Origin of the sequence: Winogradskyella luteola (assembly GCF_019203985.1) — a bacterium.
In the GTDB taxonomy this organism is placed as follows: Bacteria; Bacteroidota; Bacteroidia; order Flavobacteriales; family Flavobacteriaceae; genus Winogradskyella; species Winogradskyella luteola.
The window spans coordinates 71,130-87,697 of the sequence record NZ_JAGSPD010000004.1 but is presented as its reverse complement, the minus strand read 5'-3'; the positions used below and the strand labels follow the sequence as shown (position 1 = coordinate 87,697).

Here is a 16,568-nt window from a genome sequence, read left to right as displayed (position 1 = left end):
TATTCTCAATAATTTTTTCAATATTTCAGAATTACAAAAAAATCCTCTATTCTTATAGGAAGTGTGCATTTTGTCTGTTTTACTTTGTAGTTCGTCGAGTTTTTATATATTTGTTCGATAACTATTTCAATTATATTTGAAGTTATATGGCATTACCTATTAAAAAGCTGTTCCTTTTGTTAGCTATTTTGCTTTCAATGCAAAGCGTCTCAGCACAGCTGGGCTTTTCTCACGAAATCGGTGCATTTGTTGGTGCAGTTGCGTTTCAGTCTGATTTTGGAGTAAGAAAAGATTTTGAAACCAATGCAGGAAATACCGGTGTTGCATTAGGTATTGTGCATTATATAAACTTTGCATATCGTGCAGATTGTAATTGTTACTCTACCGATACTTATTTTAATGATCACTTTAAACTAAGAAGTGAAATATCATGGAATAAAACCACCTTAAACCACTTTGGAGAATGGGTAGATGACTCTAGAACCAGTGAAAATGCTGAACGATTAAGGCGTCATTCTGGTGAATCCCAAAATTGGGATATTGGCATGCAACTAGAGTATTTCCCCAGAAGTATTAGAGCTTTTTCCGCTGGTGCCTATTCTTTTGCCCCTTTTGCTGCTCTGGGTGCACATTATGTTGCTTTCAATCCTTCAGTTGAGACCACTTATGGCAATGGCAATATATTAGATAACAATAATTTTTACAGTGGTTGGAGTGATGTTGCTGGGGGTGATCCCTTTGTAAGTGATGAATCCGGTTCTACCTGGTCTGTTGTTGCAAGTATTGGTACACGCTATAAACTTACCATACTTTCCGATTTATTTGTTGAGTTAAGATGGCAATATTACTTTGATGATTTTGTAGATGGCCTAAATCATAAATTACCTTCAAATAAAAATAATGATTGGAATTTATGGCTCAACTTCGGTTATATCTACTACTTAGATTAATTACTTTTACAATTTAATGTAATCCCTTTCTAATTCTATTCAGCAGCATTAAAGTTACATCTTCATAAATCGGGCTGTCAATTCTTTCACTTTTTAAATTTCAAATTTATCGGGCAAATAATAGTGGGATAACTATCAAAAATTGTACTATGTAATTTATACTATTAAAAATAAAAATATGTAGTTTTGCTTAATTTTCAATCAAAACATGAAATACAAAAGAATACTGCTAAAATTATCAGGGGAAGCTTTAATGGGAAACAGGCAATACGGCATTGACCCAGTGCGTTTGGCAGAATACGCAAAAGATATTAAAGAGATTACGGATTTAGGTGTACAGGTTGCCATTGTCATAGGTGGTGGCAATATCTTTAGAGGTGTTGCAGGTGCTATGAATGGCATGGATCGTGTTCAAGGAGATCATATGGGAATGTTGGCAACCGTTATAAACGGATTAGCTTTACAAAATGCACTTGAAGATGCTGACGTTAAAACACGTTTGCAAACTGCAATTAAAATCAACGAAGTCGCTGAGCCTTTTATAAGACGTAAAGCCATGAGTCATTTAAATAAGGGGCGTGTAGTGATTTTTGGTGGCGGAACGGGGAATCCTTATTTTACAACTGATTCTGCTGCAGTTTTGCGTGCTATAGAAATTGAAGCTGATGTGATTTTAAAAGGAACGCGTGTAGATGGCATCTATACAGCAGATCCTGAAAAGGACAGCACAGCGGTAAAGTTTGATCATATTACATTTGATGATGTTTTACGTAAAGGTTTAAAGGTTATGGATACAACGGCCTTTACTTTAAGTCAAGAAAACAAACTACCAATTATAGTATTTGATATGAATAAAAAAGGAAACTTGCTTAAGGTGGTTTCCGGAGAAAATATAGGTACAGAGGTTATTCTTTAAGACTTGGTACAACCTTTGATGATCCTCAATTAAAGTTTTAAAAATTATGGACGAAATTAAATTTATAATAGACACTGCAAAAGAAGCCATGGATGCTGCCATAAAGCATCTTGAAAAACAACTGGTTAATATTAGGGCTGGTAAGGCAAGTCCGGCAATGCTAGGAAGTGTTATGGTTGATTATTATGGATCCCAAACTCCACTAAACCAAGTAGCCAACGTAAATACACCAGATGGTAGAACCATATCCGTTCAACCTTGGGAAAAAAGTATGCTACAGGAAATTGAGCGTGGTATTATGCTCGCTAATTTAGGTTTTAATCCTATGAACAATGGAGAAATGATTATCATTAATGTTCCACCACTAACTGAAGAGCGTCGTAAAGATTTAGCAAAGCAAGCTAAATCTGAAGCTGAAGATGCAAAAATTGGTGTACGTAATGCACGTAAAGATGCCATGAACGACATCAAAAAATCTGATGTTTCTGAAGATTTGCAAAAGAATGCAGAGATCGATGTACAAGAACTCACTGATTCTTACGTTAAACAAATAGATGGCATTCTAGATAACAAGGAAAGAGAGATTATGACCGTCTAGTCAAAAATAAAAAGCATAAAACATCCCAAAATTTATTTGGGATGTTTTTTTTAACTTAGTACATATATGCCAAAGCATTTATTTGTTGTTTTTATTATGTTATTTGCAACAAGTGGCTTTGCACAAAATCCCATTACAAAAGAAAAAGATTCTATTAAAAAAGAACAAGACTCAATTAAAAAAACTGAGTTCTTAAAGCAGTTAGGTAATGGGTTTTTACCTTTCAATTATTTTGATGCCGATTTACGATATCTAATAAAATTTAATCAATATGAAGGTCTTAGAACCGGTCTAGGTGGAGTAACCAATAAGCTATTTTCCGACCGTTATAGACTCAACGGTTATGTTGTTTACGGATTTACCGACAAGCGTATAAAATTTAGTGCTGGGGGAGGTTTTAGGGTCAACAAAGCGCACAATACTTGGGTTAACCTAACCTACACAGACGATTTACAAGAAACAGGAAGCTCAACTTTTTTAACCGATAAGCGCTTTTTCACCTTTTTTGAACCTCGTCTTTTAAATATTGATTTGTTTCATCGCCACATAACAAAATCTGTTTCTTTAGAACATCGCTTCTCAAACAATCTGTTATCAGAAACGCAGATAGCCATTAGCAACATTAATCCAACTTACTTTTATAATTTTATTTTAGATGATAAGAGTTATAGTAGTTTTGATATTAGCACAGCAAGAGTAAGCCTGCAATGGAGTCCGTTTAACCAATTTGAGATTTCCGAAGATAATATAAAAACGACCAAGGAAGGTTTTCCAAAGTTTACCTTGCAATTAACACAAAGCTTTAAATCTGTTTTAAATGGGGATTTTAATTTTTCAAAGTTAGATTTTAGAACCATTCAACAATTTAATCATAATAATAATGCCGTAACCAATATTACCTTAGCCGCGGGTATAGCTGGTGGTGATGCACCATTAACTCATTTGTACCATGCCTACCCCAATAATATTACCAAAGAAACCATTCTTCAGCGGTTCTCTGTAGCAGGTCTCAATAGCTTTGAAACCATGTATTTTAATGAATTTTTTAGTGATAAGTTTTCAACACTACAGTTAAAACACTATTTGAGACCTTTTAATATTTCTGAACGCTTTAAACCACAATTAGTACTCATCTCAAGGTATGCCATTGGTGATATGAATAGCATAGACCGACATGAAGGTATAGGCTTTAATACACTGGATAAACTCTACTCGGAATCTGGTTTTGAAATCAATAAATTGCTCTTAGGCTTTGGATTAAGTTTTGCTTACCGTTATGGTGCTTACCATTTGCCAGAATTAGAAGATAATATTGCTTTTAAGTTTACCTTTAATATATCATTATAACCACTATTATATTCCTGTTAATTCTTTAGCAATTCCTTAGGTTTTTTCTACCTTTGCGCCTTGTTTGTCGCTGAAAGAGATTTGAATTTTAATTAATACCTCAGGATTTAGCTTTGGGGTTATTGCTATATAATGCTTAAACTATTTACCACAGGATTTTGGGAGGCTATTGCAAGGGTTATTCTTCGCAATAAAATCTTTATACTTATTGCCATAGTTTTGGCAACTGTGTTTTTTAGTATGCAATGGAAACATATGCGCTTTACCTACACCGAAGCTAATATGTTACCTGACGACCACGAAGTCAACGTGGTTTACAATGATTTTCTCAAGGTCTTTGGTGAAGAAGGTAACCTCATTGTACTTGGCGTAAAAGATTCAACTCTATTCTCAGTAAAACAGCTCAATGCATGGAACAATCTTGCAGAATCTTTTAAAGCTTATGATGAAGTTGAAACAGTTTTATCAATAAAAGATCTTCAAAAATTGGTGAAAAACACCAAAAAAGAGCAATTCGACTTAGAGCCTTTTATAAAAGATTCTATTTCTAGTATTAAACAGATCAACACACTACAAAATGAGTTGTTTGAAAAATATCCTTTTTACGATAATTTTCTGTTTAATGCAGAAACAAAAACTATTCGTACTGCTATTTATTTAAAGAAAGATATTGTTAACACCTCTGCCCGTAAAGACTTTATAATTGAAGATTTAGAAGTAAAAATCAATACTTTCGAAACTGAAACCGGATTAGACGTTAGAGTTTCTGGCATGCCATATATTAGAACCTTAAATTCTCAAAATATTGTAGATGAAATTGGGCTCTTTATAGGTGCAGCATTATTGGTGACCTCATTGATTTTCTTTTTATTTTTCAGATCCTTTAGAGCCACCTTCATTTCGTTAATTGTAGTATGCGTTGGCGTTATGTGGACTTTTGGAATTTTAGGTCTATTGGGTTACGAAATCACAGTGCTCACAGCATTGATTCCGCCTTTAATAATCGTCATTGGTATACCTAATTGTATTTTTCTAATCAATAAATACCAGCACGAGGTAAGATCGCATGGTAATAAGGTAAAATCACTACAACGTGTTATTACCAAAGTAGGTAATGCTACTTTGATGACTAATGTTACCACAGCTTCAGGTTTTGCAACGTTTATCTTAACCGAGAGTAAATTATTAAAAGAATTTGGTATCGTAGCCTCATTAAGCATCTTGGCTATTTTCATCTTATGCCTGCTTATTATTCCTATAATGTATACGTTTTTACCATATCCAAAAAAACGTCATTTAGAACATCTCAATAAACGGTGGATTGGCGGTTTTGTCGACTGGATGGAGCGCATGGTAAAACATAAGAAAATTACTATTTACGTCACTGCGCTTATACTTATTATTGGCAGTATGATTGGCATGAACCAGATTAAAATCTCAGGAAGTTTAATTGAAGACATGCCAAAAGACAAGCAGTTTTTTAAGGATATTCGTTTTTTTGAAGATGAATTTAATGGTATTATGCCATTAGAAATCATGGTAGACACCAAGCGTAAAAAAGGAGTTATGAAATTAGCAACCTTAAAACGCATCAATGAGCTGGAAACCCTTATAGAAGAAACACCAGAATTGTCTAAACCTATTTCCGTGGTAAGTTTGGTGAAATACAGTAAACAAGCTTATTATAACGGTAATCCTAAATACTATCAGTTACCGACAAGTCAAGAAAACAGTTTTATTTTATCTTATGCCAAAAACTCATCCTCTGATATAGATTTACTCAAAAACTTTGTAGACAGTACAGGTCAGTATGCACGTATTACTACGTTTATGAAAGATATAGGCACGGCTAAGATGGAGCGTATTCAAGAGAATCTTCAGCATAAAATTGATAAGGTTTTCCCTAAAGAACGTTACCAAGTTACCATGACGGGTAAAGCTTTGGTATTTCAAAAAGGAACAAAATACCTGGTAAGAAACCTTGTTATTTCGTTAACACTTGCCATTTTTCTTATTTCGCTATTTATGGCGTACTTGTTCCGTTCCTTCAGAATGATTATTGTATCGCTTATTCCCAACCTATTACCACTGCTGGTCACTGCAGGTTTAATGGGTTATGTTGGTGTGCCAATAAAACCATCAACCATATTGGTGTTTAGTATAGCTTTTGGTATTTCGGTTGATGATACCATTCATTTTTTGGCAAAATACAGACAAGAGTTACAGGCCAACCATTGGAAAATTAGAAAATCGGTTTACGCTGCACTTAGAGAAACCGGTGTCAGTATGTTTTATACATCCATAGTATTGTTCTTTGGGTTCTCGGTATTTACTATATCAAGTTTTGGTGGCACTGTAGCTTTAGGAGCATTAGTATCTATAACATTGTTATTTGCTATGCTTTCTAACTTACTCTTATTGCCGTCATTACTCTTGTCGCTAGAACGAAATATCGCAAATAAAGAAGTATTGCGTAAACCCACAATCGATATTATTCCATCGGAAGATGATGATGCCGAAATCGACTCAGAAAACGAAGAATAAAAAATTTATCTTAGCATTTCAAAATAACTAAAAAATGACAACAAAATCCGTAGCAGAATTATTATCTGAAGACGTAAAACTACAAGATGTTACCGTAAAAGGATGGGTAAGAACGTTTAGAGCAAATCGTTTTATAGCATTAAATGATGGCTCGACCATAAATAATATTCAGTGTGTTGTAGATTTTGAAAATTTTGAAGAAGCCCTTTTAAAGCGCATCACCACTGGTGCAGCTATAGAAGTTATGGGAGAATTGGTGGAAAGTCAAGGTAAAGGACAATCCGTTGAGATACAGGTAAAATCCATAGAGATTCATGGAGATTCAGACCCAGAAGCTTATCCAATTCAACCTAAAAAACATACATTCGAGTTCTTAAGAGAAAACGCTCACTTACGCACCAGAACAAATACATTTAGCGCAGTGATGCGTCTACGCTCGTCGTTGTCTTTTGCTATTCATAAGTACTTTAATGACAATGGATTCTATTATATGCATACACCAATTATAACGGGTAGTGATGCAGAAGGTGCTGGAGAGATGTTTAGAGTCACAGGATTAGATCCCAAAAACCCACCATTAAACGAGGATGGCGAGATAGATTATAAACAAGATTTCTTTGGAAAGGAAACCAATTTAACCGTATCTGGTCAATTGGAAGCTGAAACCTATGCCATGTCTCTAGGAAAGGTTTATACATTTGGCCCAACATTTAGAGCAGAAAATTCGAATACATCACGGCATTTAGCAGAATTCTGGATGATTGAACCAGAAGTCGCTTTTATGGACTTAGCTGGTAACATGGATTTAGCAGAGGATTTTATGAAGTCTGTGTTAAGTTATGTTTTGAAGCACAACAGAGAAGACCTTGAGTTTTTGGACAAGCGTTTGCAAGAGGAAGAAAAAAAATTGCCACAAGCGCAGCGTAGTCCTATGAATTTAATTGATAAAATTAAGTTTGTGGTCGATAACAATTTTAAGCGCGTAAGCTATACAGAAGCTATTGAGATTCTTAGAAACAGTAAACCTAATAAAAAAAAGAAATTCAACTATATTATTGAAGAATGGGGAGCAGACTTACAATCTGAGCACGAGCGCTTTTTGGTCGAAAAACATTTTAAATGCCCTGTAATATTATTTGATTATCCGGCAAATATCAAAGCCTTTTACATGCGCTTAAATGAAGATGGAAAAACCGTAAGAGCCATGGATATTCTATTCCCTGGTATAGGTGAAATGGTTGGTGGCTCGCAACGTGAGGAACGTTTGGATGTATTGAAAGAAAAAATGGTAGCCTTAGACATACCCGAAGAAGAGTTGTGGTGGTATTTAGATTTGCGCAAATACGGAACTGCTGTGCATTCAGGATTTGGATTAGGTTTTGAACGTTTGGTAATGTTTACCACCGGAATGGGTAACATTAGAGATGTAATCCCCTATCCACGTACACCTCAAAACGCTGAGTTTTAAACTAAATATTAAACCTGTAAGGTTTTAGAAACCTAACAGGTTTTTTTTAGTATTTTTATATCTATTCAGAAATTATAAAATGGCCCTAAAACAATATTTACAATTTAAGCTATCACAAAAGCTATCACCTCAGCAGATTCAACTGATGAAGCTGATTCAGTTACCTACACAGGCTTTTGAGCAGCGATTAAAACAAGAACTTGAGGAAAACCCAGCTTTAGATACTGGTAAGGAGGAAACTAACGAAGATAATTTTGACGAGTTCGATAATACGAGTGATGATATAAATGATAACGATACCATTGATACCGACGATATTAATATTGATGAGTATCTAAGTGATGATGAAATACCAGAATATAGAACTCAAACCAATAATTACAGCGCTGACGATGACGAAAAAAGTGTGCCTTATGCTGCTGGAACATCATTTACCCAACATTTAATCAATCAATTAAACACATTTAGATTATCTGACCAGGAAGAGGAAATCGCATATTTTCTTGTAGGAAGTGTTGATGAAAGTGGTTATATACGTCGTTCTCTATCTGATATCACAGATGATTTGGCGTTTACACAGAATGTGTATACTACAGAAGAAGAGGTGGAAAAAGTGCTTCAAATTGTACATCAGCTAGATCCTGCTGGAGTTGCAGCTAGAAATCTTCAAGAATGTTTGAGCATTCAATTGCATAGAAAAGAGCAAAATCCAGATGTAGAATTAGCAATTGCTATAATAGATAAAGCTTTTGAACAGTTTACCAAAAAGCATTACAAAAAGTTGATGAAAAAATTCAACATTAATGAAGAGCAGCTTAAAGATGCCATTGAGGAAATAGAACGCTTAAATCCAAAACCAGGTGGCTCTTATGCTGGAAATAATAAAATTGTTGAGCACATCGTACCAGACTTTGCCATAAAAATTGTTGATGGAGAACTTGAGTTGACGCTTAATGGTAGAAACGCACCAGAGCTTCATGTATCGAGAGAGTACAACAATATGCTTAAAGGTTATAAAGACAGCAAAGAAAAGTCTAAAGCCCAAAAAGATGCGGTCATGTTCATTAAACAAAAACTTGATGCTGCAAAATGGTTTATTGAGGCTGTGAGACAACGCCAACAAACTCTTTTTGTGACGATGAGTTCTATTATGAACTATCAGAAAGACTATTTTTTAACTGGTGATGAACGTAAGCTACGACCGATGATTTTAAAGGATATCGCTGACGAAATTGAAATGGACGTCTCAACGATTTCGCGTGTTGCCAATAGTAAATATGTAGATACACCATATGGCACTAAACTTATAAAGGAATTTTTCTCTGAATCTATGACTAACGACCAGGGAGAAGAAGTGTCAACGAGGGAGATTAAGAAAATTCTTGAGACTGTAATAGAGGAGGAAAACAAAAAGAAACCACTTACTGACGAAGCTCTTTCTAAAATCTTAAAAGAAAAGGGTTACCCTATTGCCAGACGAACAGTTGCAAAATACAGAGAACAACTAGATATTCCTGTAGCACGTTTAAGAAAAGAATTATAAACCTATAAAATTTGGATGAAAAATTTTATTCTAAAAAGTATATCGTTTGTTTTTCATCCTTTGATAATGCCGCTTCTTGGTGTACTGTTCTACTTTTCAAAGACTCCCCGTTTTATACCAGAACCCATAAGAAATGCCAAAATATTTTCAATTATAATCCTTACAATCATTTTACCTATTCTTTTGTTTTTTTTATTAAAAACTATAAATAAGGTACAAACCATTTATTTGAAAAGCACCAAAGAAAGATTGATTCCATTGCTTGTTAACTGTATTATTATTAGTCTCATTCTTTTACGGGTCTTAACTCCAAATGAGATTGTTGAACTATATTACTTCTTCTTAGGTATTTTGTGTTCTACATTAGCCTGCTTTATAATGGCAGTTTTTAAAGTAAAGGCAAGTATCCATATGATAGCTGCTTCTGGCTTCTTTATGTTTGCAGTTGCTATTGGTATACACTACCAAATAAATATAAATGGTACCATTGCTTTAATGATGATAATTCTTGGTGCTATAGCCACATCACGTTTGCACTTAAAAGCGCACACTAATCAAGAATTGATCATTGGTGTATTTGTTGGGTTGTTCCCTCAACTTATTTTTTCAAACTATTGGTTATAGAATGTAGAACATTAATCCTAGCTTAAAGGATTTCATATCAATCGCCTCACCATCTAGTTGAGCGTTATCATCAAAGATTGGATTTAGTCCGTAATACACATGGAAATTCCAAGTGCCATAGCCAACACTTAATGTTAGACCATATTGAATTTTATTAAAATCGTCTATATTAGATAGTTTTTCGTCACCGACGTTACTTTTAAACTTAGAGGAATTATAAAACAGATAGCCAACTTTAAATCCTGAATAGATGCGCCAAAAGCTGTAATCTGTAGCAGTAGATGTTCGCCACCTGAACTCAAAAGGTACTTCTATCAAATAGGTCGTAAACTTGTTTTTTGATACATTGATTTCGCTCTCATCGATCGTATTGTAAACAAATTCATTGTCAATTTCTAAAATTGATATGTTTTGGTTGTAAGAGTTTGTGGATAGACCTATTCCCAAACCTAGTGAGACGTTCCTTCTCTTATTAATTGGCATATCTCTTATAAAACCAAAATGAAATCCAGACGAAAACCCACTCTGACTAACACCGTTTGGCTTGTTGGCTAGTAAATTGTAGGTCGCTGAAATATAAAACTGGTCTTCTCTATAGTTTTTATATAACTCGGATTTATCGATGTTTTTACTATCTTGGGCCAACCCAAAAAAACTTACGCAAACCATTACAAGCAATATGTTATACTTCATAAGATAAATCTACAAAATCTTTATTTCAACTTTGTTGATATGCAATAAAAAAACGCCCTGATTACTCAAGACGTTTTTTATAAAATTAAGATTTTGATTATTCTTCGGCTCTTGCGTTTGCGATATACATAACCTTAAGCGTATTTGCTTTACGTAACTCTTGCTTAATATCTGAAACTAAGCCGGCATGTGTATTTTTATCTACCTTAAGTCCAATAACAATTTTACTTTTCAGTTCTTCAACCATATCTGCCTGCGCTTGGAGTACAGAAGATCTTACATCTTCAACGCCAATAAATGCATCATTAAACTGAATTCTAGGTTCATCACCTAGATGTTTATATTGCGTACTTGGCTTTCCAGCATAGATGTAGGTCGTTCTGTCCTTTTTAAGCTTCTCAACCTGATCCGCACTAGGTAAATTATTTTCAATCATCAATGTGCTATCTCTCATAACGGTTGCCACCATGAAAAAGAAAAGCAACATAAATACAATATCAGGTAAGGATGCCGTCGAAATTGCCGGTAAGTCTCCTTGTTTTCCTTTTTTAAATTTTGACATAATTGTTACTTTTAATTTTTATCTGGTTCTGCTTCAGACAATTTCATCGGATACAATGTCTTAATGTTTTCGATACGTTCATTAAGCACTTCGTCCTTACTAAATTGATTCTTTTCTTTCTCCTCTAACATAGCCGTAAACACCTTGTCAGCATTAGGGTAATACTGCTTGTACAACCTTGTTGCTTCTCTTTCTCTCAAAAAATTATAGGCTGCAACTAATTCGTTTTGAACATCCATATATTGTTCATAAGACGTTTCTCTATCATGTTTCATAGAGATAATAGCCTTATCTGGATGATCCGACGAATCGTCTAGACGCTTCCCTTGGCAGTAATCGCAACTTTTACCTGCGGCATTTGTACCACCACCGTTATCAAGAAATTCTATAGCTGCTTGTCTTAAATCCTTTAATTCCATTTGCTCATCTTCTACTAGCAATTGGTTATTTCGGTTTATAAGTACAGTGAATAAATTTTTCTTCTTTATAATCGGTGGCTCAACCTGGGAATCGTCAATAGGCGGCAAACTCCTTAATAATCCTTTGTCTTTTTCTATAGTTGTTGTTACCAAGAAAAAGATAAGTAATAAGAAGGCAATGTCAGCCATTGAACCTGCATTTACTTCTGGTGCCGATCGTTTTGCCATACTATGTTATTTATTAATTATTTTTTTAACTCCTGAGAATATCATTGCTAATGCTGCTATGACAATCAAAATATAAAATGCCGTTAAACCAGCACCTACCATTTGAGATTGTGAGCTCGTTGCAACTCCTTCTTGCAATTTATAGGTTATTGGGTCACCACCAGCAGTTAAATAAGATATGATTAAAACTGCAACAAAGGCACCTACTCCTATTAACGTGTTTTTAAGACCTGAAGTATTTGTAAATAGATTTTTCAAAACAAAAAATACTACAAACAATAAAGTTAGCCCTAAAATAATATATGCCGCCCAAGCCATTGGGTCAACAAGTCCTGCTTCTTCACCAGATTTGATAGCATCATCTCCAGCCGCAACAATTCTGACCAAAAAGACAATACCAGCAAGCCCGATTAAAGCAGCTATGATTTTTAATATTTTGTGCATAATTTATGTTTTATTTTTTGTGTCTTACTAATAAGTCCATTAAGGTAATTGACGCATCTTCCATATCATTTACAATACTATCAATCTTAGCAATAATGTAGTTGTAAAAAATCTGAAGGATAATTGCTACAATAAGACCAAATACCGTGGTTAAAAGTGCTACTTTAATACCACCAGCTACCAAAGATGGTTGCATATCTCCAGCCGCTTCAATTTTATCAAAGGCTTGAATCATACCAATTACTGTACCCATGAAACCAAGCATTGGTGCCAAAGCGATAAATAAAGATATCCAAGAAACATTTTTCTCTAACTGTCCCATTTGTACTCCACCATAAGCGACAACTGCTTTTTCCGCAGCATCTAAATCTTCGTCTGCACGGTCTAAACCTTGATAGAAAATTGACGCAACAGGTCCTTTAGTATTTCTGCAAACTTCCTTAGCTGCTTCAATTCCGCCAGAATTTAAGGCATCTTCTACGTTTTGGGTTAATTTTTTAGTGTTTGTTGTAGAAAGGTTTAAAAAGATAATTCTCTCAATAGCAATTGCCAATCCAAGAATTAAACATAATAATACAATTCCCATAAATCCTGGGCCACCTTCAATAAAACGCTTTTTTAATTCTTGATGGAAACTCAAATCTTCTGCCGGTTCTTCAGCGTCTTGAGTTACACTTGTTACAGTTGCTGTTGTAGTAGCTAATGTCGTTGCATTGGCGTTAACAGTTCCGATAGCCATTAAACATGTAATGGCAAGGATAGAAAATAATCTTTTCATTGTTCTTAATCTTAATTTTATTAGTTAAAGTGTTAAAGATAAAAAAATAATGTAACAATTTCCTAAAAATCTATGCAGAGAGGAAGGGATTCGAACCCTCGATACCCTTTTGGAGTATACACACTTTCCAGGCGTGCGCCTTCGACCACTCGGCCACCTCTCTGTAAATCCTAGTAAAAATTACAGAACGCCAAATAACAAAAAAAACTTTAAACACTGAAATTTATACTGTTATTTTTAGGTCATTTCGCCTCTTAACGGTGTTTCATAAACAGTTTTGAAATCTTTTGCTTCGAGATTTTCACCCAACAGGTACATGAGTTTGGCCACTGCGGCTTCAGTAGTAATATCCTTTCCAGAAATTACTCCTATATGCTTTAATTGCGAGCTGGTTTCATACTGTCCCATCGCAACACTACCACCAGCACATTGCGTGACATTAATAATGTGTAGACCTTTATGGATGGCTTCCTCTAACAAATCGATAAACCAAGGTTCTGTAGTGGCATTACCAGATCCATAGGTTTCAATTATCAACCCTTTTATCAGCTGGCTTCTAAGTACAGCTTCTACAATGGGTTTAGATATGCCTGGAAACAGTTTTAAAATTCCAATATTGGTATCCATTGCCGTGCGCACTACAAGTTCTTTGTCTAAATTGGGTTGAAGCAAATATTCTGTATTGATTTTTAGATGCACACCAGACTCCGCCAAGTGAGGGTAGTTTAGCGACTCAAAAGCTTCAAAATGTTCTGCGTTTATCTTTGTAGTTCTATTACCTCTATAAAGCTTGTATTCAAAATAAAGACACACCTCTTTGATTACTGGTTCTCCCAAATTTTGTAAAGATGCCATTTGAATAGATGTAATAAGGTTCTCTTTAGCATCTGTACGTAAATCTCCTATTGGAAGTTGAGATCCTGTGAAAATAACAGGTTTTGATAAGTTTTCTAACATAAAACTTAATGCTGATGCCGAATAGCTCATGGTATCACTGCCATGAAGCACTACAAACCCATCAAAAGCTGTGTAATTAGATGCAATGATTTCAGCTATATTGCCCCAATACTCTGGGTTCATATTAGAGGAATCTATTGGTGTATTAAAAGACTTAGTTTCAATATCACAATCTAAAAGGCGTAGCTCTGGGATTTTATCCAACAGATTATCGAAATCAAATGCTTTAAGAGCGCCGCTATCGGCATCTTTTATCATTCCGATGGTACCACCTGTGTATATTAAAAGTATGTTAGGTTTTTGCATAAGTTAAATACCAAATACGCGTTTAGAATTTTCTGTAGTAATACGAGCAATATCTGCTTCACTCATTTGGTAAAGTTCGGATAATTTTTCCAATACCTTATATATATAGGAGCTTTCATTTCGTTTTCCTCTGTAGGGTTTTGGTGCCAAATAAGGGGAATCTGTTTCTAAAACAATATGTTTTAAGTCGATTTGATTTATGAATTGATCTATTTTTCCATTTTTAAAAGTGACCACTCCTCCAATACCTAATTTCATATTATAAGATATGGCTCTGTGCGCTTGCTCTATGCTTCCCGTAAAACAATGGAAAATTCCGAATAAGTCATCAGATTTTTCAGTTTCTAGGACTTCAAAAATTTCATCAAAAGCATCTCTACAATGGATTACTATCGGAAGTTTATACTTCTTAGCAAGGTTAATTTGATGTTTAAAGGCTTCTATCTGTATATCTAAAGTTGTTTTGTCCCAGTATAGATCAATTCCTATTTCACCAACGGCATAAAATTTTCGTTTGCTAAGTTGCTCCTCAACATGTTTTAGCTCTTCTTTAAAATTATCTTTTACATGTGTAGGGTGCAACCCCATCATTAAATATATATATCCCGGAAAGTCTTTTTCTAACTGCAACATAGCTTCGGTATAAGTAGAATCTATTGCAGGAACAAAAAACCGTTTAACATTTGCATCTATAGCTCTCTTTATCATTTCAACTCTATCGGCATCGAAAGCTTCGCTGTACAAATGTGTATGCGTATCTGTTATAATCATTCCGCAAAAATAATCGTTTAGAGTCTTATATTTGCACAAATTACTAAAATGGAGACACTACAGGACTTTCTTATTGCCAAAGGCTATTCTAAAATTAAATTAAAGCTGACGAAAACCAACCATTTTGAAATTAAGGCTTCAATTAACGGTGTAAAAGGGCGTTTTATATTGGACACTGGAGCATCTAGCAGTTGCGTAGGTTTTGAAGCGATTGAACGCTTTAAGCTTAAAGCGAAAGATTCTGAAATTAAAGCTGTTGGAGCTGGTGCATCAGATATGTTAACGCAGATTTCAAAATCTAACGACTTAAAAATCGGTAGATGGAAAAAGCAAAAAGTCGCATTGATTCTGTTTAATTTATCTCATGTTAACAACGGACTTATAAACCATAATGCTGATCCTGTAGACGGTATTATTGGTGCTGATATTTTAAAGAAAGGGAAAGCCATTATAGACTACGAAAAAAAATACCTTTATTTAAGATTGAAAGAGATTTCATAACCTAAAGATTCTTAGTATATTTAAATCTAAGTTGAATAATAGCAAAATGAGCCCAACCATCATAATTGCAGACGACCATCCTTTGGTCCTAAAAGGTCTTGAAGAATTTTTATTTGAAAAAAAGTACAACGTCTTAGCCAGTGCAAAAAACGGAAAAGAAGCATTAGCTTTAATCAAAGCCCATGTCCCTGATATTGCCATTCTTGATATTAAAATGCCATTCTACACTGGATTACAAATTGCAGAAAAATGTAAACAAGCTAATCTTTCTACCAAAATTATCCTCATCACCTTTGAAAAAGACGAAAAAATATACAATGACGCCAAGGCATTAGAGATTTATGGCTATGTATTAAAAGAATTTGCCCTAGACGAAATAGAAAATTGCATCTCATCAGTTATTAAGAATACACCATATTTTAGTCCCGAACTTTTGGCTTATATAGAAGTAGATAAAACTCCAGAAAAATTAAATCTCATAACAAAAACAGAGCTGAAAATCTTAAAATTAATTACCGAAAATAAGACGGCAAGAGAAATTGCTGAGCAATTATTTATCTCACCGAGAACGGTTGAAAAACACAAAAGCAACATTATCAGAAAATTAGAAATTGAAAAGACCCCAAATAGTCTTCTTATATGGGCAAAAGAGAACCAAAGACATTTATCTTAAAAATACGTAAGGTTACGTATATTATGGTATAATTATATTTCTGAAATTTACATTGTTATTAATTAAGGGTTAATAACGAGCTATTAATTAGTTCTTAGGGGATTATTTGAGCCTTGAACATTTGTTCAGGGCTCTTTTTTTGTGAATTATTCTAAAAAAGGTCAAAAAATACGTAATCCTACGTATAGTATCACCTTAAAATTATTTGCAATTTTACATCAGCTATTAATCAACGCCTCAAGTTAA

Annotated in this window: 17 protein-coding genes and 1 tRNA gene; 10 read left to right on the top strand and 8 right to left on the bottom strand. The window is 34.4% G+C overall.

Annotated features, from left to right (window positions below):
- Positions 1 to 146 precede the first annotated feature (146 nt).
- The 8 genes from KCG49_RS06105 (at position 147) to KCG49_RS16425 (ending at position 9,990) form a co-directional block, all read left to right on the top strand.
- On the top strand, positions 147 to 950 hold the full coding sequence (locus KCG49_RS06105; protein WP_218545316.1) for a THC0290_0291 family protein: 804 nt from the start codon (positions 147 to 149) through the stop codon (positions 948 to 950).
- A gap of 208 nt (positions 951 to 1,158) precedes the next feature.
- Complete coding sequence (gene pyrH, locus KCG49_RS06100) at positions 1,159 to 1,866, top strand: UMP kinase (RefSeq protein ID WP_218545315.1); 708 nt, start codon at positions 1,159 to 1,161, stop codon at positions 1,864 to 1,866.
- A gap of 46 nt (positions 1,867 to 1,912) precedes the next feature.
- The gene (gene frr / locus KCG49_RS06095) at positions 1,913 to 2,464 is read left to right on the top strand and encodes a ribosome recycling factor (RefSeq protein WP_256259895.1); all 552 of its coding nucleotides are present in this window, start codon (positions 1,913 to 1,915) and stop codon (positions 2,462 to 2,464) included.
- 66 nt (positions 2,465 to 2,530) lie between these two features.
- A complete protein-coding gene (locus KCG49_RS06090) occupies positions 2,531 to 3,811 on the top strand; it encodes a DUF5686 family C-terminal domain-containing protein (RefSeq protein ID WP_218545314.1) in 1,281 nt (426 codons plus the stop codon).
- Between the two features lie 132 nt (positions 3,812 to 3,943).
- Positions 3,944 to 6,355, top strand: coding sequence for an efflux RND transporter permease subunit (locus KCG49_RS06085; protein ID WP_218545313.1), 2,412 nt, complete (start codon positions 3,944 to 3,946; stop codon positions 6,353 to 6,355).
- Positions 6,356 to 6,389: 34 nt separating this feature from the next.
- A complete protein-coding gene (asnS, locus tag KCG49_RS06080; protein WP_218545312.1) occupies positions 6,390 to 7,823 on the top strand; it encodes an asparagine--tRNA ligase in 1,434 nt (477 codons plus the stop codon).
- A gap of 79 nt (positions 7,824 to 7,902) precedes the next feature.
- Positions 7,903 to 9,366, top strand: a complete 1,464-nt coding sequence (rpoN, locus tag KCG49_RS06075; protein WP_218545311.1) for an RNA polymerase factor sigma-54 — start codon at positions 7,903 to 7,905, stop codon at positions 9,364 to 9,366.
- A 378-nt stretch (positions 9,367 to 9,744) separates the two neighbouring features.
- Positions 9,745 to 9,990: a hypothetical protein gene (locus tag KCG49_RS16425; RefSeq protein WP_256259894.1), complete on the top strand. Its 246-nt coding sequence runs from the start codon at positions 9,745 to 9,747 to the stop codon at positions 9,988 to 9,990.
- On the opposite strand, the gene KCG49_RS06065 is transcribed toward KCG49_RS16425, so the two are convergent.
- The 8 genes from KCG49_RS06065 to KCG49_RS06030 form a co-directional block, all read right to left on the bottom strand.
- Positions 9,985 to 10,683 carry a porin family protein gene (locus KCG49_RS06065; RefSeq protein ID WP_218545309.1) on the bottom strand — a complete coding sequence of 233 codons (699 nt, stop codon included), beginning with the start codon at positions 10,681 to 10,683 and terminating at the stop codon, positions 9,985 to 9,987. The two genes, KCG49_RS16425 and KCG49_RS06065, sit on opposite strands and share 6 nt — an antisense overlap.
- Positions 10,684 to 10,780: 97 nt before the next feature.
- Positions 10,781 to 11,245, bottom strand: coding sequence for an ExbD/TolR family protein (locus tag KCG49_RS06060; RefSeq protein WP_218545308.1), 465 nt, complete (start codon positions 11,243 to 11,245; stop codon positions 10,781 to 10,783).
- Positions 11,246 to 11,256: 11 nt separating this feature from the next.
- A complete protein-coding gene (locus KCG49_RS06055) occupies positions 11,257 to 11,892 on the bottom strand; it encodes an ExbD/TolR family protein (RefSeq protein ID WP_218545307.1) in 636 nt (211 codons plus the stop codon).
- Between the two features lie 6 nt (positions 11,893 to 11,898).
- Positions 11,899 to 12,336 carry a hypothetical protein gene (locus KCG49_RS06050; protein ID WP_218545306.1) on the bottom strand — a complete coding sequence of 146 codons (438 nt, stop codon included), beginning with the start codon at positions 12,334 to 12,336 and terminating at the stop codon, positions 11,899 to 11,901.
- Positions 12,337 to 12,346: 10 nt separating this feature from the next.
- Complete coding sequence (locus KCG49_RS06045; RefSeq protein ID WP_218545305.1) at positions 12,347 to 13,114, bottom strand: MotA/TolQ/ExbB proton channel family protein; 768 nt, start codon at positions 13,112 to 13,114, stop codon at positions 12,347 to 12,349.
- Between the two features lie 75 nt (positions 13,115 to 13,189).
- Positions 13,190 to 13,277, bottom strand: a tRNA-Ser gene (locus KCG49_RS06040).
- A 74-nt stretch (positions 13,278 to 13,351) separates the two neighbouring features.
- Positions 13,352 to 14,377, bottom strand: coding sequence for an asparaginase (locus KCG49_RS06035; RefSeq protein ID WP_218545304.1), 1,026 nt, complete (start codon positions 14,375 to 14,377; stop codon positions 13,352 to 13,354).
- Between the two features lie 3 nt (positions 14,378 to 14,380).
- Positions 14,381 to 15,148 (bottom strand): TatD family hydrolase, encoded by a 768-nt coding sequence (locus KCG49_RS06030; protein WP_218545303.1) that lies wholly within the window; start codon positions 15,146 to 15,148, stop codon positions 14,381 to 14,383.
- A gap of 48 nt (positions 15,149 to 15,196) precedes the next feature.
- On the opposite strand from KCG49_RS06030, the gene KCG49_RS06025 reads away from it, so the two are divergent.
- Both KCG49_RS06025 and KCG49_RS06020 read left to right on the top strand, forming a co-directional pair.
- On the top strand, positions 15,197 to 15,649 hold the full coding sequence (locus KCG49_RS06025; RefSeq protein ID WP_218545302.1) for a retropepsin-like aspartic protease: 453 nt from the start codon (positions 15,197 to 15,199) through the stop codon (positions 15,647 to 15,649).
- A 46-nt stretch (positions 15,650 to 15,695) separates the two neighbouring features.
- On the top strand, positions 15,696 to 16,322 hold the full coding sequence (locus tag KCG49_RS06020; RefSeq protein ID WP_218545301.1) for a response regulator: 627 nt from the start codon (positions 15,696 to 15,698) through the stop codon (positions 16,320 to 16,322).
- Positions 16,323 to 16,568: the final 246 nt, after the last annotated feature.